The organism is Synechococcus sp. R55.4 (assembly GCF_047461935.1).
GTDB lineage: Bacteria > Cyanobacteriota > Cyanobacteriia > Thermostichales > Thermostichaceae > Thermostichus.
On record NZ_JANSIF010000002.1, the window covers coordinates 32933 to 52527 of the forward strand.

The 19595-nt window shown below is 58.4% G+C and carries 17 protein-coding genes; 9 read left to right on the plus strand and 8 right to left on the minus strand.

The window, feature by feature from the left end:
- Positions 1 to 15: 15 nt before the first annotated feature.
- Entirely contained in the window at positions 16 to 3435 is a 3420-nt protein-coding gene (rpoB, locus tag NW842_RS00680) for a DNA-directed RNA polymerase subunit beta (protein WP_414417271.1), read from the minus strand.
- A gap of 593 nt (positions 3436 to 4028) precedes the next feature.
- On the opposite strand from rpoB, the gene NW842_RS00685 reads away from it, so the two are divergent.
- Positions 4029 to 4742: a heme oxygenase (biliverdin-producing) gene (locus NW842_RS00685; RefSeq protein ID WP_414417272.1), complete on the plus strand. Its 714-nt coding sequence runs from the start codon at positions 4029 to 4031 to the stop codon at positions 4740 to 4742.
- 84 nt (positions 4743 to 4826) lie between these two features.
- Here NW842_RS00685 and NW842_RS00690 read toward each other — a convergent pair whose 3' ends face one another.
- Together NW842_RS00690 and NW842_RS00695 are read right to left on the minus strand one after the other, a co-directional pair.
- Positions 4827 to 5357 (minus strand): pentapeptide repeat-containing protein, encoded by a 531-nt coding sequence (locus NW842_RS00690; RefSeq protein WP_414356737.1) that lies wholly within the window; start codon positions 5355 to 5357, stop codon positions 4827 to 4829.
- 99 nt (positions 5358 to 5456) lie between these two features.
- On the minus strand, positions 5457 to 6782 hold the full coding sequence (locus NW842_RS00695; RefSeq protein WP_414417273.1) for an RNA-guided endonuclease InsQ/TnpB family protein: 1326 nt from the start codon (positions 6780 to 6782) through the stop codon (positions 5457 to 5459).
- Between the two features lie 156 nt (positions 6783 to 6938).
- On the opposite strand from NW842_RS00695, the gene pyrR reads away from it, so the two are divergent.
- The 3 genes from pyrR to NW842_RS00710 all read left to right on the plus strand — a co-directional run bounded on the left by pyrR (position 6939) and on the right by NW842_RS00710 (position 9162).
- Positions 6939 to 7487, plus strand: a complete 549-nt coding sequence (gene pyrR / locus NW842_RS00700; protein ID WP_011433996.1) for a bifunctional pyr operon transcriptional regulator/uracil phosphoribosyltransferase PyrR — start codon at positions 6939 to 6941, stop codon at positions 7485 to 7487.
- Positions 7488 to 7538: 51 nt separating this feature from the next.
- Positions 7539 to 8510 carry a putative 2-dehydropantoate 2-reductase gene (locus NW842_RS00705; protein WP_414341611.1) on the plus strand — a complete coding sequence of 324 codons (972 nt, stop codon included), beginning with the start codon at positions 7539 to 7541 and terminating at the stop codon, positions 8508 to 8510.
- Between the two features lie 79 nt (positions 8511 to 8589).
- Complete coding sequence (locus NW842_RS00710; RefSeq protein WP_414341609.1) at positions 8590 to 9162, plus strand: metal-binding protein; 573 nt, start codon at positions 8590 to 8592, stop codon at positions 9160 to 9162.
- A gap of 1169 nt (positions 9163 to 10331) precedes the next feature.
- Here NW842_RS00710 and NW842_RS00715 read toward each other — a convergent pair.
- On the minus strand, positions 10332 to 11087 hold the full coding sequence (locus NW842_RS00715) for an ankyrin repeat domain-containing protein (RefSeq protein WP_414390095.1): 756 nt from the start codon (positions 11085 to 11087) through the stop codon (positions 10332 to 10334).
- Positions 11088 to 11328: 241 nt separating this feature from the next.
- Here NW842_RS00715 and NW842_RS00720 point away from each other — a divergent pair, with 241 nt between their 5' ends.
- The gene (locus NW842_RS00720; protein ID WP_011433991.1) at positions 11329 to 11922 is read left to right on the plus strand and encodes a J domain-containing protein; all 594 of its coding nucleotides are present in this window, start codon (positions 11329 to 11331) and stop codon (positions 11920 to 11922) included.
- Here the strand turns inward: NW842_RS00720 and NW842_RS00725 are convergent.
- Positions 11919 to 13349: a 2-succinylbenzoate--CoA ligase gene (locus NW842_RS00725; RefSeq protein ID WP_414417274.1), complete on the minus strand. Its 1431-nt coding sequence runs from the start codon at positions 13347 to 13349 to the stop codon at positions 11919 to 11921. The genes NW842_RS00720 and NW842_RS00725 overlap by 4 nt on opposite strands.
- Before the next feature lie 100 nt (positions 13350 to 13449).
- Between NW842_RS00725 and petG the strand changes: the two genes are divergently transcribed.
- From petG to NW842_RS00745, 4 genes are all read left to right on the plus strand, one after another.
- Complete coding sequence (gene petG, locus NW842_RS00730) at positions 13450 to 13563, plus strand: cytochrome b6-f complex subunit V (protein WP_011433989.1); 114 nt, start codon at positions 13450 to 13452, stop codon at positions 13561 to 13563.
- Positions 13564 to 13626: 63 nt separating this feature from the next.
- Positions 13627 to 15255: a bifunctional pantoate--beta-alanine ligase/(d)CMP kinase gene (locus NW842_RS00735; RefSeq protein WP_414417298.1), complete on the plus strand. Its 1629-nt coding sequence runs from the start codon at positions 13627 to 13629 to the stop codon at positions 15253 to 15255.
- A 144-nt stretch (positions 15256 to 15399) separates the two neighbouring features.
- A complete protein-coding gene (locus tag NW842_RS00740) occupies positions 15400 to 15564 on the plus strand; it encodes a hypothetical protein (RefSeq protein WP_414417275.1) in 165 nt (54 codons plus the stop codon).
- Positions 15557 to 16594 carry a hemolysin family protein gene (locus NW842_RS00745; protein WP_414358051.1) on the plus strand — a complete coding sequence of 346 codons (1038 nt, stop codon included), beginning with the start codon at positions 15557 to 15559 and terminating at the stop codon, positions 16592 to 16594. Before NW842_RS00740 ends, NW842_RS00745 begins: the two co-directional genes overlap by 8 nt.
- A 35-nt stretch (positions 16595 to 16629) precedes the next feature.
- Here NW842_RS00745 and NW842_RS00750 read toward each other — a convergent pair whose 3' ends face one another.
- From NW842_RS00750 to NW842_RS00760, 3 genes are read right to left on the minus strand one after another with little or no spacing between them, the layout of a single operon-like run.
- Positions 16630 to 16947, minus strand: a complete 318-nt coding sequence (locus tag NW842_RS00750) for a hypothetical protein (protein ID WP_011433986.1) — start codon at positions 16945 to 16947, stop codon at positions 16630 to 16632.
- A 15-nt stretch (positions 16948 to 16962) separates the two neighbouring features.
- Entirely contained in the window at positions 16963 to 17268 is a 306-nt protein-coding gene (locus tag NW842_RS00755; protein WP_414417276.1) for a DUF4126 family protein, read from the minus strand.
- Between the two features lie 4 nt (positions 17269 to 17272).
- Positions 17273 to 19255: an ATP-binding protein gene (locus NW842_RS00760; RefSeq protein WP_414373612.1), complete on the minus strand. Its 1983-nt coding sequence runs from the start codon at positions 19253 to 19255 to the stop codon at positions 17273 to 17275.
- Positions 19256 to 19595 lie beyond the last annotated feature (340 nt).

Below are 19595 nucleotides of genomic sequence, written 5' to 3' on the forward strand. Positions count from 1 at the left end.
GAGCGCTCTCAACCCTCAAAAGTCCTCTTCCTCCTCCTCGTCCTCATCTTCCTCAAGGCTGCGGCTGGCATTCGCGTCAGCGGTGCGGAGCACTCTGGTAAAGGCGGGTGATGGCGAGAGATCCTCAGCCGTAACCGATTCATAAGTGGGTCGAGAGGGAGTATGACGGTTGGAGGTATCGGCCATCAGATCCACTTCCACATCGTGGGTTTGCCCTTCGCTGTCCACCTCCACCTTGTGTACAGACACATCTAGGCAGAGGGACTGCAACTCCCGTACCAGCACCTTGAAGGACTCCGGCGTGCCGGGTCGAGGGATCGGCTTGCCCTTGACAATGGCGTTGAGAGCCTCGTTGCGCCCCACCATGTCGTCGGACTTGACGGTGAGCAACTCCTGCAGGATGTAGGCTGCCCCAAACGCCTCCAAAGCCCACACCTCCATCTCCCCAAAGCGCTGGCCGCCCTGCTGCGCCTTGCCCCCCAGCGGTTGCTGGGTCACCAAAGAATAGGGGCCGGTGGAGCGGGCATGGATCTTGTCATCCACCAAGTGCACCAGCTTCAGCATGTAGGCGCGGCCTACCGTAACGGGCTGGTCGAAGGGCTCCCCGGTGCGACCATCAAACACCTGGATTTTGCCGCAGTACCTGCCTTCCGGGTTGAAGATCCAGTCCTTGCCGGTCTTCTCTCGGGCTTCCCTCAGCTTGGCCTCCACCGTCAGACGGGAGGCTTCTAAACCGTGCATCTCATCAAAGGGCATCAGCTTGAAGCGCACTCCCAGATGTTCTGCTGCCCAGCCCAGCAGGCACTCGTACACTTGGCCCACGTTCATCCGGGAAGGCACCCCCAAGGGGTTGAGCACCACATCCACCGGTGTGCCGTCCGCTAGGTAGGGCATGTCCTCAATCGGCAAGATGCAGGAGATGATGCCTTTGTTGCCGTGACGGCCCGCGATCTTGTCCCCCACCTGGATTTTGCGCTTGAGGGCAATGTAGACCCGCACCACCATGTTGGCGCCGGGAGGCAGCTCATCCCCCTGTTCGCGGGTAAAGATGCGTACATCCACCACCCGACCGCGCTCGCCGTTGGGCACCCGCAGCGAGTTGTCCCGCACATCCCGAGCCTTTTCCCCGAAAATGGCCCGCAATAGCCGCTCTTCTGGGGGCTGATCCGACTCCCCTTTGGGGGTGACTTTGCCCACCAAAATGTCGCCGGCCTCCACCCAAGCCCCAATGCGCACAATGCCGTTCTCATCCAGGTCCCGCAGGGCATCTTCCCCCACGTTGGGGATTTCGCGGGTAATCTCCTCAGGGCCCAGTTTGGTTTGCCGGGCCTCGATCTCGTGCTTCTCGATGTGTACCGAGGTAAAGACATCGTCGTAGACCAGCCGCTCGCTGATCAAGATGGCATCTTCGTAGTTGTAGCCCTCCCAGGGCATGTAGGCCACCAACACGTTTTGGCCCAAAGCCAACTCGCCCCCTTCGGTCGCCGGGCCATCCGCCAGCACCTGGCCAGCCACCACCCGATCCCCCGTATAGACAAGGGGACGCTGGTTGAGGCAGGTGTCTTGGTTGGAGCGCTGGTATTTCTGCAGGCGATAGACAATTGGATCCCCGCCGTCGTCTGGCCGCACCACGATTTCGTCGGCGGAGACATAGGTCACCACGCCATTGGTGCGCGACACCACCACCATGCCGGAGTCGCGTGCCGCCTGGGCTTCCAGGCCAGTGCCCACATAGGGCCGATCCGGCTTGAGCAGGGGCACCGCCTGCCGCTGCATGTTTGCTCCCATCAAGGCACGGTTGGCGTCATCGTGCTCCAGGAAGGGGATCAAGGAGGTGGCCACCGAGATGACCTGCACCGGCGCCACTTGGACGTAGTGGACTTCTGTGGGGTGGGCGGTGGTGAACTCTTGGCGGTAGCGCACCGGCACCAAGTCGGCAGTGATGCGGCCCTCGGCATCCACCGGCACATCCCCCGGGGCCACGCGGTACTCGTCCTCTTCGTCAGCGGTGAGGTAGACCATGCCCAGATCTTTGCGCACCACGCCGTTCTCGACCCGGTAATAGGGGCTTTCGATAAAGCCGTACTGGTTGACGCGGGCGTGGGTGGCCAGGGATCCAATCAACCCGGCGTTGGGGCCTTCTGGAGTTTCGATGGGGCAGATGCGGCCGTAGTGGCTGGGGTGGATGTCCCGCACGGCAAAGCCGGCCCGTTCCCGACTCAGGCCGCCGGGGCCCAGGGCAGATAGCCGCCGCTTGTGGGTCAGCTCCGCCAGAGGATTGGTCTGATCCATGAACTGGGAGAGCTGGCTGGAGCCGAAGAACTCCTTAATGGCCGCCACCAAGGGTTTGGGGTTGACCAAAGAGGCCGGGGTGAGGTTTTCCGACTCGGAGACTGTCATCCGTTCTCGGATGATCCGCTCCAGGCGATTCAGGCCCACCCGCACCTGGTTTTGCAGCAGCTCGCCCACGGAGCGCACGCGGCGGTTGCCCAGGTGGTCGATGTCGTCCACATGGCCGATGTCGTACTCCAAATTGATCAGGTAGTCGATGACGGCCAAAATGTCGGTGACGGTAAGCACCCGCACACTTTCGGCTACGTTGAGGTTTAACTTTTTGTTCAGCTTGTAGCGCCCTACCCGGCCCAAATCGTAGCGTTTGGGGTCGAAGAAGCGGGATTCCAGCAACTGCTGGCCACCCGATACGGTGGGGGGTTCCCCGGGCCGCAACTTGCGGTACAGCTCCATTAGGGCTTCTTCTTCGGTGTAGGGCCCCTCTTTCTCCATGGTTTTCTGGAAGAATTCGGGGTGGCGCAGGTTGTCGTAAATCTCGGAGTCGCTCAGGCCCAAGGCTTTCAGCAGAACTGCCGCCGAGAGCTTGCGGGTTTTGTCGATGCGCACCCACACCAGGCCGTTTTTGTCGGTCTCGAACTTCAGCCAGGCACCGCGGTTGGGGATGAGGCTGGCGCTGTAGGTGCGACGCCCGCTTTTGTCCAGCTCCGATTTGTAATAGACGCCGGGGCTGCGCACAATTTGGTTGACGATCACCCGCTCGGCGCCGTTGATGATGAAGGTGCCCCGATCCGTCATCAAGGGCAGTTCGCCGATGAAGACGTCCATGTCTTTGATCTCGCCGGTCTCTTTGTTGATCAGGCGAGTGGGCACCCGGATCTGCGCTTGATAGGTGGCATCCCGCCGCTTGGCCTCCTCAGGGTCGTAGCGGGGGCGGTTGATCTTGTACCCTTTGGAGGGATCCCCAGGGCGATATTCAGGCAGGAAGTGCAGCTCCAGCTTACCAGTGTAATCGATGATGGGGGAAAAGCTGAGAAGCTCCTCTTCAAACCCTTCTCGCAAAAACCACAAGAAACTCTCCCGCTGAATCTCCACCAGGTCAGGAAAGGTAGGAGCGACAGGGGATGGCACTGCTAATTGTGTCATGCGTTGCTCGGGAGGGGTCGCGCTGCAGTCAGGCCTTCCATTATAGAAACCCCGCCAACGATCGTCAACGAACGTTACAAAGGTCGAGGGGCTGTCCGGATCCCGTGGGGGCGCACCTGGAAAATCTCGGCAAAACCGCTGGGGATCCCCTTTTGGCTGCCGGGGCAGGGGCGGTTTCCGCCATGCCTTAAGGATTGTTCACATCCATTCACACTCAAGCAGATTATTCTAATCTTTAACCGTTTTTGCGGATCATCCGCTGCTCCAGCTCGGATTTCCGGTCGACCGTGGGGATCGGAGGGGTGGTTCTGACAGGCTCAGCCGGTCGCCAGGGTGGACGCGGCGCCGGTCTTTGTCGCTTTTGAGATGCACGCTGTTGATGCAGGCTAGGGGGCAAGACGCGGAGCCATCAATCATGAGAAAGGATCGGGAATGGGTTTACAAAGCTTCTCAGGCTGGGGGAACCTCGGGATGGCTTGCGGGTGATCTGCGGGTGATCTAATGAAGCACAGTTTGTTGGCGAGGAGGGTTTTGTGAGTCAAAGTCAGAACAATCAGAATAAAAAAAGTGATCTGTATAACCGGGACCACAGCTTGTCGGCCCAGTTGCGAGAGGGCACCAAGCAGTCCCACACCATGGCCGAGAACATGGTCTTTATCAAGTGTTTCCTGAAGGGAGTGGTGGATAAACGGGCCTACAGCCGCTACCTGGGCAATTTCTACTTTGTCTACAGCGCTTTGGAAGAAGGCTTTGCCCAACTGCGAGAGCACCCCCTGGTGGGCCGGCTCTACTACCCAGAGCTGTGGCGCAAGGCCAGCCTGGAGAAGGATTTAAATTATTTTGTTGGCCCCAACTGGCGCTCTTTGGTCAAGCCCTCCCCTGCCTGCCAGGTCTATGTCAACCGCATCCGAGAAGTGGTGGAAAAAGATCCACTTCTCCTGATCGCCCACGCCTATACCCGCTACATCGGTGACTTGTCGGGCGGTCAAATCCTCAAAAACATCGCCCGCCGGGCCATGGGCTTGCCGCCAGGGGAAGGAACAGCTTTTTACGATTTCGAGCAGATCCCCCACGAGGGCAAGTTCAAGCAGCGCTACCGTGCCCAGATGGATGCATTGGGGCTGGATCAAGCCACCATCGACCGCATTGTGGCAGAGGCCAATTATGCCTTCAAGCTGAACATGGACTTGTTTAGGGAGTTGGAGGGCAATTGGCTGTTGTCGATGGCCCGCTTGGCCTGGAATTCGCTGCTCAGCCAGTTTCAACGCAAGCCCACCCGTTCTGAGGCAGCCGCTCCCAGCTCCTAAAATCCGGATTCCAGAGGGCAGTGAGGCGATGGGTTCTGCTGCCTATCTCCCCTCTCCCTCTGGGAGAAGAGCCGGGGGTGAGGATCAGTCACATTCAAGAGTGTCGCGGGTGGCCCGACCGGTTACAGGGTTAACGCCGGTGGCCCGTTCGCAAAGGATGGAGAGGGCGTCTTGCCGTATCAACGCATTGGTGAAATCCGCCCCATCAATTTGGATCCCTTCGACTCGGGCCAGCCACATCATGCTGTCCTGCAGTTGCGCTTCTCGCAGATCCGCACCCTGTAAGTTGGCCATGTCCAAAGTGGCCCCCCGCAGGTCGGCCCCGCGCAAGTTGGCTTTGCTGAGATTGGCCCCGAATAGGTTTGCCCCTGCCGCCTTCACGTGGCTGAGATCGCTTTGCCGCAGGTTGGCCTTGAGAAACTTCCAGCCGCTCAGGTCTTGCCCTGCAAAGCTCACCCCCTGCAGATCTCGTTTGGTGTAGTCCTCTGCCTGGGCCGGGGATCCCAGCGGAGTAACCCCCAGGCAGAGTATCAGCCCGCAAAGCACCATCCCCCGCAGGAAACGGCTCAGCCAAGACCGCCTCGCCAGAACCGAAGCCAGCCAAGCAACAGACATCGTGGATCCCTCCCTCAAGGAAACCTCCATGGCTTGGGAATTGCTTCTGGTTTTATCTTACCGGATAGGGATCCCGCCGGCAGATTGGGCTATCATGGACTACCCCACCGCATAGGCGGATGGGGTTTCTGATGCCCCATCCCCTTGACGGCAGGATTTTAGTCTCTTCCTCTGCCCCAGTTGCTTCATAGACCCGCAGGACTTTGAAGTAGAGCTGAAGCATCCAAGACTCACGAGGCTGGTTCCCAACCCCGGTTGCCGATTAGTGGCAACGTTGTACATCACCATCACCGAACCCCGATCCCTCGGTACCTCAAACCCACAAGCCGAGCAGACATGATAGCGGTTGCTCAAGTCCGCCCACTCCTTGTGGACTGCCCCGCACTTGGGACAGCGTTGCGAGGGCTTGAGGGTTTGCGTAGGAAACATGAGAACTAAACCACCTTTCTGCTCGATTTTGTAGGTAATCATCTGGTTCAATGTACCGAACCCCACCGACAAAATCGACTTGTTTAGCCCTGCCTTGCGCTTCCCACCCTTGCGGGTCATCCCTTTGACATGCAGCTTCTCCGTTACGCCGACGTCATAACGACAAGCTATCTCTGACGTAACTTTGTGTTGCCAGTCTCTTCTCTGACGAGCAGCCTTTGCTTGCAGTTGCGCTTCCCGCCGGTGAATTTTCTTCCATCTCCTGGAAGCCTTTACGCCCTTTTTAGGGGCACGCTTTCTGCGCTTCAGTCTGGCGACTCTGCGAATCTTCTCCTCACTCCGCTGGGTAAAGCGGGGATTAGTAATCTCCCGAAACTCCGCCCCGTCAAACAACGTCAGGGCGGTCTCTGTACCCAAGTCATAGGCAACGATGGACTCATATCGCAAATCCGACTGCGACCCAAACTTAGGCTCTGGTATGGCAACCTCAACCGTAAACGAAGCGAACCACTGCCGCCGGGACGGCTTGTAGACAAGGGTCAGCGTTGTTGGCACGCCCCAATGCTTGGCTTGACCGCGCATTTTCAGGGTAATGCCCAAGTCATTGAGTGTGACCGTGCCATGCTTTCCCGTGCTGTTGACCTTCCACCCCGACCGAGCAGGATACGTCCAGCCCGAATACCGGCGAATGGACTTGAACCTCGGCTTCCTACTCAGTCCTCGAAAGAACCGTTGGTAAGCATAATCCGCCCGCTTGACGGTGGCTTGCAGGGCTTGGGAGTTCAGTTGGGCAAACTCCCCCCACACCTGCTTGAATTCGGGGAGTAGGTTCTGCTGTTCCAGGTAGGTCACCGTTCGGCGGTGGAGCTTGTACTCGGTTTCCCGGTGGCTGACACAGGCGTTGTAGAGGTAGCAGTGCAGACGACGAGCCTCGAGCAAAGCCTTTTCCTGAGCTTTGCTGGGATACAGTCGAAAGGTCTGCCTTCTGGTTGCCATATGCGTTATCCTACCCCCACCTGTCCCAGTTCTGAGTGCTCCACAAATCCAGTGGCGCTATCCATCCCCACCCTACAGAGGGTGGGGAATTCCGCGCGTTTTGTTAAAGTCTTCTACAGACCAGATCCGCGATTGGCGAGGGGGCGACAGGGATCCATGTCCGAGATCGAGGTCTTCGATGCGGAGCAGTTGGCCGGGCTGATCGAGGGTCTGGCAGAGGCGATCGGCAGGGATCATCCCCACCTCCAAAAGTTGACGTTGATCGGCATTCGCACCCGGGGAGTTCCCCTGGCCTACCGCCTGCGGGATCGGATTGCCACTCTGCTGGGGATCCCGCCCCAAGTGGGGGAGCTGGACATCACTTTTTTCCGCGACGATTTGAGTGCCGGTGGGTTGCGCACCCCAGATCGCAGCGAAATGCCGCGTGACCTGACCGGCCAAGAAGTGGTGCTGGTGGATGATGTGATCTTTCGCGGTCGCACCGTGCGAGCAGCTTTGGAGGCTCTAAACCACTTTGGGCGACCGGAACGGGTGCGATTGGCGGTGTTGATCGACCGGGGTCACCGGCAGTTCCCCATCCAGCCCGATTACTGCGGTTGTCAGCTTTCCACAGAACCGGAGCAAACGGTGAGAGTCCATCTGCGGGAAACCGATGCAGAAGAGCGGGTGCTGTTGATAGACAAAACAGCAAAGATCAAGTCCTGAGCCGGCGCTGGGGTGCGGTATTTTAGGGATGACCTGCCGAAACTCACTGCCATGTCTTGGTTGCCGGAAACCCGCCGCTACGCTGTTTTGGGCACGGGCGCTTTGGGAGGATTTTATGGGGCGAAATTGCAACAGGCGGGCTTTTCGGTGCATTTTCTGCTGCACAGCGACTATGACCATGTTCGCCAAAGCGGCCTCTGGGTGCAGTCCTGCTGGGGGGATTTTCATTTGCCCCAGGTGAATGCCTACGCAGCCGTGGAGGACATGCCGGCTTGCGAAGGCGTGATCGTGGCTTTGAAAGCCACCCAAAATGCGCTTCTGCCGCACTTGATCCCGCCTGTGTTGGCCGAGAATGGCGTGGTGATCTTGTTGCAAAACGGGCTGGGGGTGGAACCCGAGATTGCCGATTGCGTTGGCCCAGAGCGGGTCATGGGGGGCCTCTGCTTCATCAGCTCCAATAAGGTTGGCCCCGGCCACATTCACCATCTGGATTACGGTTCGGTGCTGCTGGCAGAGTACGGCCCTGGCTATGCCCCCCAAGGGATCACGCCCCGCCTTCAACAAGTTCAAGCCGATTTTCAACGGGCAGGGATCCCGACCTCTCTCTCTCCAGATTTGATGTTGGCCCGCTGGCAGAAACTGGTCTGGAATATTCCCTTCAACGGCCTCTCGGTGGTGTTCAATGCCGATACTCAGCAAATGATTCGAGACCCTGAGGCCCGTGCTTTGGCGGAAACGCTGATGCAGGAGGTGATACAGGGAGCTGCAGCTTGTGATCGCCTGCTTCCCGACTCCCTGATCCAAGAAATGCTCACCAACACCGAGAAAATGGCCCCCTACCGCACCAGCATGAAAATCGACTATGAGCGCAAACGTCCTCTGGAACTGCAGGTGATCTTCGGCAACCCACTGCAGTACGCTCGACAAGCTGGGATCCATCTGCCACGGGTTGAAATGCTCTACCGACAGTTGCAGGTGTTGGATCGCCTGAATCGAGGGATCCCTGGGGAGCAGCAGGCTTAAGTTTTTCAAGATCCGGCGGAGCGATCCCAGGGCTGGAGCAGGCTTTCTCCTTTGCTTGCGGGTAGACTGAGCCGCAGTCGTGTACTGTTGCTCTGGCTTTATGCCGCTGGGATCCACCCACGATCGCATTACCCTCTGGACGGCCCCCGGCATCACCCTAGCCGCCGGTGTGTTGGGGAACAGCACCACAGTTGCCCTGGCTGTGGGATCCGCCTATCTGTTCAGCGGCCTGATGTTTTCTGGAGATCTGGACACCTGTTCCCGACAGTATCAACGCTGGCTGTTCTTGCGCTGGATTTGGCTGCCCTACCGCAAGTGGATGCGGCATCGCTCCTTTTGGTCTCATGGGCCGATTGTGGGCACCGCCGTGCGGGTACTGTACTTGAGCCTATGGGCAGGAGGAGCTGGCCTGCTGGGGGCTTGGCTGGGATCCCGGTTGGGCTGGTGGATGTGGCAACCCTGGGTGTGGGGCAGCGATCTCTGGCAATTGCTGCAAGTTCACGCCGAGATGCTCTTTTGGATTGGGATGGGGTTGGAACTGGGATCGGTGAACCACAGCCTAAGCGACTGGATGGTCTCCCGCTGGAAACGCTGGCGCAGAAAACGCCGTCAGGTTCGATCTCCCGCCAGGCGACTCAGCTATCGTGGCTAGGGATCCATTGGGCCAAGGTTTGATTTTTCGCCCGCCACGGCATTTGAATGGCAGTGAGGTTACCTACTGTTCCGCAACGCGTAGTCATTTATCTCACCGTCAAGGTGAAACAAACGACCGGTTGCTTCCTGCTAAGGCCTCCGGCCCGCTACGCGAGCAGTTGAAATAGAGGGTAATAAGAACCACGACTGCTATCAGCCCCTCACCCCCCCTTGAACCTGTGCTGTGCCCACAACTCCGCGACCTATCCTCTCAAGAGGGCTGAAACTGCAAATCTTGGCCAATTACCCTTTAGCCCAGGTACTCTGCTTGTGGCCATTTCGATTCAAACTGGGACACTGCACCCATACCTAAAGCCTTGAATACAGGGAATCAGAAGGCTCTCCTCAGTAGCCCAAGCGTCTCACCCTAACTTGAAACGACTACTTGAAGCAGTTTTGTCAAGAACATTTCCTCTTACGTTGGCTAGGTATTGCAATTCAATCTCAATAAAGCTATGCTGTTACTCGGTTGAGTGGTGGAGTTGTATCCATCAGTCTTCCTCTCTTGTCTTGGATGCGGCAGGGATCCTGCACTGGCGGAACTGGCCATCTGCGTCAGCGGGGATCCCTTTTTCTCCTCTCCAAGGCTAAGCAAGGTTCTGTGCTAATGAGAGTCAGAGTCAGTTGATAGAGAGATTTTTTGCTTGCTCATGTCAATCTGTGGAGGTGGCAGTGTAAAGGAGCAACAGCGGCTGAGGGTTATGGCTTTGGAAGGGGGCAATCTGGCTTCGGGAACCGGAAGACAAGACCGAATACAAAGATTGCTGCTCTAGTTTCCTTTGCAAACTTGTCAGAAGCTAAGGAAAAAGACCAACCTTTTGGGACAAACTGTCTGTCCTATGTCTTGTTTTGTCGTTCAAAAATTTATGTTGGGCTCAAGAGAAACTCTAGAAAAAAGTTGAATCAGGTGGAAGAATCAGTTAGAATCTAGCTGGCGTTAACGCTAACCGCGACGAAGAGACTGGAGGGAGGAAAGCCTAACAGCCTCTCTCCTTTTTTCTGTAGGGGTTACCCTCACTCTCAAACCCCATCTCATGAGAAGGGAGGAAGACCAAATACCCTATGACTTGAAATAGCAGCATTTTCATTAACTTTTGTTTTACTCTCTATGCCAAACTTGATACTAAGCTAAAGAGTTGCTCCTCGATCTTGTAACCATTGAGCAGCCAGCCTGTGTTGGCGTTTTTGTGCATAGGCTAAGGGGGTATGCCCATCTTCATTGCGAGGGTTTAGTTCGGCTCCATTTTCCAGCAAAAGCTCCAGGATTTCGATGTGTCCTTCCCAAGCAGCCCAGTGCATCGGTGTCGCCCCGAATCGGTTGCGCGCATTGGCATTGGCCCCGTACAAGAGCAGAAAGCGAGCGATGCCCAAATCCCCTCGGGTGGCGGCTTCATGCAGAGGGGTTCGGCCTGTTTCGTCAGTGGCATCCACCGGCACTCCCTTGGATAGTAGGCGGGCCAGAATGCTTTTTCGACCGGTGGCTGTGGCCCAGTGGAGAACACGACCGGTGTTGGCTCCCTTTTGGATGAGCAGACCGATTACTTCTACCTGATCGGTTAAAGCAGCCCGATGGAGAGGGGTATAGCCATGGTTATCTGGGAGATTGATATCACTGCCTGCCCTCAAGAGACGCTCCACCAGCTTGACCTGACCCCTGGCGGCAGCCAAATGGAGAGGGGTAGCACCTGTGGGATCTAAGGCATTGGGGGAGGCGCCATATACTAAGAGCAAGTCCAGCAGTCCCAGATGGCCAAGGAGTGTCGCTTTGTGAAGCAAGGTCATTCCCTGAGCATCGACAGCATTTACATCTTCCCCCCGCTGCAAATGGGCCAATAATTGTTTTAGATCTCGATTGGCAAGAGCTTGATGAAGCGCTTCACTCATAACAGATAGAAATAAAAAAGCCAAGTTGCAATGAAGTTGGGCAACAGGAAGGGATCCTCGATAGGCCGGAATGGAGGCTCCAAACAACTTGGGCAAAGTCTAACACTGGATCCCTGCTGCTGAGGGAAGCGGGAGAACCAAGCGCTTGGTGGGATCCCTTGGTCAAGCCGGGGCCGCAGCGATAGACTAGAGCTGGTTTTTGGCCAGGTCTTTTCCCGATCCCTTAGTTGCGCCACCGTTTATGGATTACTACGCGATCCTGAACCTATCTCCTGCAGCGGACATTGAAGAGATTAAACAGGCGTTTCGACGGTTGGCGCGGCAGTTTCACCCTGATGTGGCAGGGGAGGGATCCCGAGAGCGTTTCCAACAAATCCACCAAGCCTACCAAGTGCTGAGCGACCCTGAGCAGCGGCGGCGCTACGATGCACAACGTCAATCTGCACAACGTCAATCTCCACCCAGCTCTCCTGCTGCCGGCGAAAGGCGGGTGGTCATTCGCAGCATAGGCCCCTCATCGGCAGAGCAGCCCAATCCGGAAGGGCTCAAGGAGGGGATTGCCCGCGTCAAGGCAGCCTGGCGGGAGCGGAAGTTGCCCACGGCGGTGGCCCAGGCGGAGGCGCTGCTGAAACGGTTTCCCAACTCCAGCGAGGCCATCCACATCTTGGCGTTGGCCTACCAGCGCTTCGGCAACCATTTGATCTACGAGGGGCGCTATCAGCAGGCGGAAGCCTACTTGAGAAAAGCTTTGGCCACGGAGCCGCACAACCGAGAATTGGCCTTTGAAATCAAGCGAGATTTAGCCCGTCTGGGCATTCGGGAGGGATCCCGCTAACTTGCCTGCGTTGGGATCCCCAACGTCTGAGCTGCCCACTGCCGGAGTTGTTGGCGGTTGACTTTGCCCTGAGGGTTGCGCGGGATCCCGGTACACCACAGCCAGTGCTTGGGGTGCTTGAAGGGACTCAGTTGGCGGCTTAGGTGTTGCTTCAGGTGCATTTCCAGCTCTTTGGGGATCCCCGTTTTGGGGACGACCACCGCCACCACCTGCTGCCCCCATTCGGCATCCGGTAGGCCCAACACGCACACATCTTCCACCCAGCCGCTGGCTCGGATCTCCCCTTCCACTTCTGCAGCCATCACCTTTTCCCCGCCGGTTAGGATTAGGTCATCGGCTCGACCTAACCAATGGAGACATCCCTGGGGGTCTAGGTAGCCCAAATCGCCAGGGGCGAAGCCTTGCTGCTGCCATTCCTGCAAGCCATGTGTGGGCTGAGGGTAGTAGCCCAGCGCCAGCGACTCTGCCCAGATGTGAAGGGTGCCCACGGAGGGATCCCCTTGTGGGCTGCGGATCTGGAGCGTGGCGTGGGGCAGAGGCCGACCCAGACTGTCGCTCCCTTGCCAAAAGGCTTCTGGCAGTAACGTACACACCTGGGAGGCGGTCTCGGTCATACCGTAGGTGAGGGCAAGGGGAAGGTGAAGTTGCCGGGCCTGTTGCCGCAAGCTGGGCCAGGTGGGGCCACCACCGACCAAAATGGCCCGAAATTGGCGCAGGCTCTCCAAGACCGCTGGATGGGCGTTGAGCAACAGCCGTTGCAACTGAGTGGGCACCAGCGACAGAAAGCTCCCCGGCAGAGGGGGATCCCAAGACTCGGCCTGCTGTTGCCGTTTCCAATCCCAGACAACCCACTGCCCACCGCTCAGCCAGGATCGGACTGCCTGCATCAAGCCGCTGACGTGGTACAGGGGCAGAACGCAATAGCTGTGTACAGGCCCAACGGCAAAGTGCTGTTGGTGGGCTTTGGCCGAGGCGCTGAGGGTCAGCCAAGAGTGCAGGGCCCATTTCACTTGGCCGCCAGAGCCACCCGTGGGGATGCCGATCAGCGGCCAATGGGAGCTGGGCACAGCTTCCCGCAAATCCCGCAGGCGCAGATTCAAGGGGGCGGGATCCCCTTCCAGTCGGCCCTGGCGCCAGCACCAGCCGGATCCCATATCCGCCAAAGCCTGTCCCCATTCCCGTTCTCCCCAGTGGGGATTACCCAAGAACAGCGGGATCCCCAAGCGCTGGCAAGTCAAAACTGCCGCCCACACCTGCACCGGATCGGAGTCTGCCACCAGCAGGGGAACGGCCTTGTCTGCCAAAGGGCGCAGTTGCTCTTCCAGTTCGGACAGGCGCCCCTTCAAGTCTCCGCCATCCCCGGACAAGGCAATTGATCTCATGGGTTGTGGGTGTGCAACCTCAACGGCTTCGCCGATTCCCTGCATTGTATTCGAGGATGCCCGCTCAATTCCCTTGACAGGAAAGGGTGAGGATGGGTTTGGGCTTGGCTTATCATGATTTAGGTTTAACTGGGAGGTCTGTGCTGTGATCGAGCCAATTTTGTTGGGGATCGTGTTGGGAATGGTGGTGGTCACCTTGGCGGGCTTGTTCGTGGCAGCCTACAGGCAGTATCAACGCAGCAACAAGATCGGCCTGTAGGAGCAGCCTTTGGGGGGGTTGGAGAAAACCCATAGGGGAGAGAGAGATTGAGGTGGCATGGCAATGCACTGGCTGCGCACAGTTGCTGCTTTGCGGGAGCAGGTAGCCGATTGGCGGGGATCCACAGTTGGCTTGGTGCCCACGATGGGATCCCTGCATGAGGGCCATCTCAGCCTAATCCGCCGCTGCCGGCAAGAGTGTGACCACACGGTGGTCAGCATTTTCGTCAATCCGCTGCAATTTGGCCCCAACGAAGACTGGGATCGTTATCCCCGCGACGAGGAGGGGGATCGGGCCTTGTGCGAGGCAGCAGATGTAGATGTGGTGTTTGCGCCCGACCCGGAGGAGATGGGAGCCAATCCGGCAACTGGAAGCGACCGCACCTGGGTCATGCCCCCCGAATCCCTTCTGCAGACCCTCTGCGCCCCCCACCGACCTGGCCACTTTCGCGGTGTAGCCACCATTGTGCTGCAACTGCTGAACCTGGTACAGCCGCAGCGGGCCTACTTCGGCCAAAAAGACGCCCAGCAACTGGCGATCATTCAGCGTTTGGTTCGGGATCTGCAAATACCCACCACGATTGTTCCTTGCCCCACGGTGCGAGAAGCCGATGGCCTTGCCTGTAGCTCCCGCAACCGCTACCTTTCTGCTGCTGAACGACAGGTGGCCGCCGGGCTATACCGGGCCTTGCGTCGAGGATATGACCATTGGCGGGCCGGGGATCCCTCAGCAGAAGGGATCCTTGCCGCCGCCCGTGCTGAGCTGGAGCATACCCTAGAGCTGCAACTGCAATACCTGGAATTGGTGGATCCCCAAACGCTGCAACCGCTGCCGCGGGTGGAAGACAAGGGCCTGCTGGCCATTGCTGCCTATGTGGGGCAAACTCGCCTGATCGACAACCTGCTCCTTTCCCCGGAGCAAGGGGATCCCTTGCCGGAGAGAGTCCAGCATGCGGCACCCCCTTCTTCCGGCACGACTTCTCCCCCGCGTCGCCCGCTGATTGCCATTGACGGCCCGGCTGGAGCTGGAAAATCCACCGTGGCGCGGGCAGTGGCAGCCCAACTGCAACTGCTCTACTTGGATACCGGAGCCATGTATCGGGCCATCACTTGGCTGGCGCTGCAAAGAGGGATCCCTTTGGACGATGCCGAGCAACTCACCCAACTGGCCGCCCAAACCCAGCTCACCCTGCAGAGCGGCACCTCTTCGACAGAGCCGACCCGCATCTGGGCCGATGGCGAAGAAATTACCCAGGCCATTCGCTCTCCGGAAGTGACCCGCTGGGTCTCTCACGTGGCGGCAGTGCCGGGAGTACGCCAGGAGCTGGTGAAGCGGCAACGCAGCATTGGCCGGGATGGCGGTGCTGTCTTGGAGGGGCGGGATATCGGCACCCACGTCTTTCCTGATGCAGAGCTGAAGGTTTTCTTGACCGCTTCTGTTGGGGAGCGGGCGCAGCGTCGGCAACACCAACTCCAAGCCCAAGGGCAAATGGTGCCTCTCGAAGAATTGAAAGCGCAAATCGAGCAGCGGGATCGCCGCGACAGCGAACGGCTCATCTCTCCCTTGCGGCCTGCCCCCGATGCCATCTTGATCGACACAGATCACCTGAGCCAATCCGAGGTGCAAGACAAAATTGTAACGTTGTACCGGCAGCTTTTGGAGCGATCTGGCCCGGCCCGTTTAGATCAGTAGCTTTGACTCAATCAAGACTAAATCAACGGGACAAGTCAGATTTCCGCATGATTTTCAGGGAGCTGGCCGGTTTGAACAGCTTGATCCCTCTCTCATTTCTCATTGAAGATTTTCGTTGAAGATGCAGTTGATGAGGGGGCACGGATGCCGAGCTATGGGTTGAGTGATGAACTTTGGCAAAACCACCGAGGTGTTGAGGTGCCGGAGGGGATCCTGTTGATGATGGAAATAGGCCGACCCGCTTTTCTCTCGATGAGCCAATGCTACCTGTATCCCGTTCCGCCGTCGCGAACGGAGCGCTATGGTTAATGTCTTCCTCTTGGCCTTTTTGCTGCTCCTCTCAGGAGCTTGCTCTGGGGCCGAAACCGCCATCACGGCCATGGACAACCTGCGCCTGGAATCTCTGATCGAAGAACAAGGGGATCCACAGGGCTTGTATCGACTGGCCCAACAACAGCGCTCGCGGCTGATCACCACCCTGTTGCTGGTGAACAACTTTGTCAACATCGGCATTGCCGCTTTGGCCACAACCCTCTCCATTGAACTGTTGGGAACCCAGATTGGAGCTTTGGCCGCCACCGTGCCCACCACAATTGTGGTGCTCCTCTTTGGAGAAGTAGCCCCAAAGTCTTTAGCGGTGAGCCATCCGCTAGGGGTGTTCCGCTGGGTGGTGCGGCCTGTTCATGTCCTATCGGTGCTGCTGCGCCCTTTTAGCGACGCTTTTGAGTGGGTTGTCAGCAGGCTCTTCAATCTATTGGAATTCTCCCCCCTGACGGCCACCGCTTCTCTCAAGGATTTGGAGCTGCTGATCGATGTGTTGGGGCAGCGGGGGCTGCTGGATTGGCAAAAACGGCGGCTGTTCCGTGGGGCCTTGGCTTTGGACTTGCTGCAGGCGCGGGACGTGGCCAAGCCCAGAGTTAAAATGGAGACCATCTCCCACGACAAAACACTGCAGGATGTGGTGAAGCTCTGTTTGGAAACGGGCTACTCGCGCATCCCCGTGCAGGGAGAATCCAAGGACGAGATCGTCGGCATTATCCACCTCAAGCAAGCCTTGCGCTATCTCGATCAAAAAGGCAATGCCGAAGTGACCCAGGCGATGGCACCGCCTTTTTTTGTGCCGGACACCAAGCGGGTCAGCCTGTTGCTCAAGGAAATGCTGCGCTCTCGCCAACACCTGGGGATTGTGGTGGATGAGTTCGGCGGCACCACCGGCCTGATCACGCTGGAGGACATTTTGGAGGAGCTGGTGGGCGATATTTACGACGAGAGCGATCTCTCCCCCCTGCTGCTGCGGCGGCAGCGGCGACCAGGTGGAGCTTCTACCTCCCCTGGCTGAGAACAGGAGCAAGGGGATCATCCCCTCTCTAAGTCCTAGCTGGCTCTGGAGGGATCCGTCTCCGCGGCTGTTGGGTTTTCGTGCGCGCCGGGAGTGAGCTCCCCAAAGCCGGCCTCGACGGGATAGCGGGCCACAAAAAAGATCCAGAAGCTGTGGATCCCCAACCCCAAAGCCCACCAGCCCAACAGGGGCACCAGCCACGGCCAATCCGCGCGGTACAGTTGCTGAAAAAACACCAGCCCAGACCCGCTACAGAGGAAAACAGACAGGTGGGCGGCATAGGTATAGCGATCATCCAGCTTGCGAAATTCGGGATCCCGACGGGAGGGCTTCCGGGGCCAGCGAGGGGGCATGGCAAAACCATCCAGTTAAGACCTTCTCCAGTGTAGAACAGCCCTCGGCAGGGATCCCTGAGACTTGGGAGCGGCATTTCTGCTGCGGAACCCCAGTTTCAACGCCCGTTTGCCCAGCCAGTACACCAGCAAACCCATCAGCAGCACTGCCAGCCAAGGGGCCAGCACCGCCACCACCGCCAGCAGCAGAGAAGTGACGTTTTCGCCGGTGGCCAACAGCGGGTTGCCCAGCCCCCCTGTGTGGTGGTAGAGGTCACCAGTGTGGCACAAAAATGCGAAACTGAGGCCCAACCCCCAAAAAATGGCCGGTATGCCCTTCATATCCTCAGCGTTGATGGGAGTGCTCCCGCCAAGCGCAACTGGGGGGATCCGTCTCGGCTGGCTGAACCTCGAACTCCAGCGGTCCCTCTTCAGTGTACAGGTGCAGGTCGAACCAGAAGGTGGATCCCTGTTCTAGCTTGCTCTCCAGGCAGATGCGGGTTCGATGTTTCTCCAGGATGTTGCGCACGATGGCCAACCCCAGGCCGGTGCCCTCTAGGGTGTGGACCCGGTTCTCGACACGGAAAAAGCGGTCGAAAATCCGCTCCTGATCTTCTGGGGCAATGCCAATGCCTGTATCGGCCACCGCCACCCGCACTGCCTGCGGGGATCCATCCGCCTGAACCACCAGGTGGGCATGTACCGTCACCAGGCCCCCTGAGGGGGTGAACTTGAGGGCATTGCCCAGGAGATTGGTCATCACCTGCAGCAGCAGATCGTAGTTGCCCCAGACCAGCGGCAGATCCGGATCGACGAATTTGCGCAACTGGATCCCTTTGTCGCGGGCCTGCAGTTGGTGGGTGCGCAAAGTCTGCTCGATCACTGCCGCGATGTCGACACCTTCAAAGTGGTACTGCTTGCCCGATTCCAGACGAGACAAATCCAAAACATCGTTGACCAGGCGGGTGAGGCGATCGGTTTCGCGGTTGGCAATTTCCAGGTAGTCCAGCCGCTCCGCCGAGGACATCTGCTCGCCGTACTCGTAGAGGGTCTCGATAAAAGACTTGATGCTGAAGAGGGGGGTGCGCAGCTCGTGGCTGATGTTGCTGATGAATTGAGCCTTGGCTTCGTTGAGCTCTGCCTCGCGGGTGATGTCCTGCACCGTCATCACGATCCCCTTGAGATTTTGCCGCCGCGGATCCGACACCGGCGAAAGCAGGATGCGGATAACACGCTTGGTGGGGCCGGTGAGGTTGACGCGAACTTCCTCTGCCTCTTGATCCCCGCGGGCAATTTGCATCAGGGGGCGGGCCAGTTGCTGCTGCAGATCCTCCGGCAACAGCTCCGGCAGGGGTTTGCCCAAAACGGGATCCCCTTCCCAGCCAAACATGCGGGAGGCGGCAGGGTTGAGCAGCAGCACCCGCAACTCGGCATCCAGCAAAATGGCAGCATCGACGATGGAGAAGACCAAGGTCTCCAACTTGGCTTTGGCGGCAGCCAGTTCCTCGATGTTTTGCTCTTCGTAGCTTTGCAGCCGCTCCGCCATCTCGTTAAAGCTGTCGATGAGCTGGGCCAGCTCTCCCCCGAAGGGCAGGTCGATGCGCTGCTTGAAGTTACCTTTGGTGATCTCCTGGACACCTTTGACCAGCTCTTTGATGGGATAGGTGATGGTGAGGGCATTGACCACCGCTCCCAGGATGGCCAAGACCCACACCGCCAAAAACACCCCAATCGAGACCTCCCGCGCCAGCTGGGTGGAGCGCACCAGGGCGGGATTGGGATTGATGCCCAAGCCGAGGGTGCCCAAAAAGCGGCCCTGATGATAGATGCCGACAAAAATATCCGTCACCCGCCCGGCAGGAGTGAGGTGGGTGCGCACCAGCGGTTGGCCCTCAGCAGGGGGGCGATTGTCCGGCAGTTGCATGCGACGGGTGAGGCTGAGGGAGGTTTTCACCTCTTGGTTGGAAAACGGGATCCCGTAGTAGATGTTTCCTTCGGGATCGGCATAGAGCAGATAGCGGATGCTGCTGGTGCTCTCAAAGTACTGGCGGGACAGTTGCGCCACTTCGCCAATGCGATCTTCCGCAATTAGAGGGGCAACATTGGCCGCCAAAAGCAACCCCAGATCCCGGCCAAAGCGGGCCTCGTTGAAGCGGGCATCCTGCTGCACAGTGCTGACGGCCCAGAAGGTGAAACTGCTCACCACCAATGAGACCACCAGCGTTGCCACAAAGAGCAACTGAGTTTCCAACCGCAGTTTTTGCTTCCATCGCGCCCACCAGCGCCGCAGGGATCCCATAGAGATCCCGGTCGTTGTTGGCACTGACATGTCCACAGCGCCAGGCAATGGCTCGGCAGGAGAAGAAGCCAGCTCAGGAGATTGGACTTCGGCAATGGGCTCGGCTGGCTCGACGGTGCTGACAGGAGGCATGAACCCAACGTGAACAGATAGCGTGAACGGATATAGGGCGGTGATTCGCCACCATTCTGACATGGGCAGGCGATCCCTTTGTCTCAGCCAAGGCCGGGTGAGAACCGGTATGGGATCCCGGCTTCGCAACGCAACCTGCTCCAGCCGACCTGCAGGGGAATGGTTGCCAATACCGATAAAGGTATCCCCAAGCAAAGCTTGTCAGCGCCCCTAAAGTTGATAGACTAGAAAATCGTGC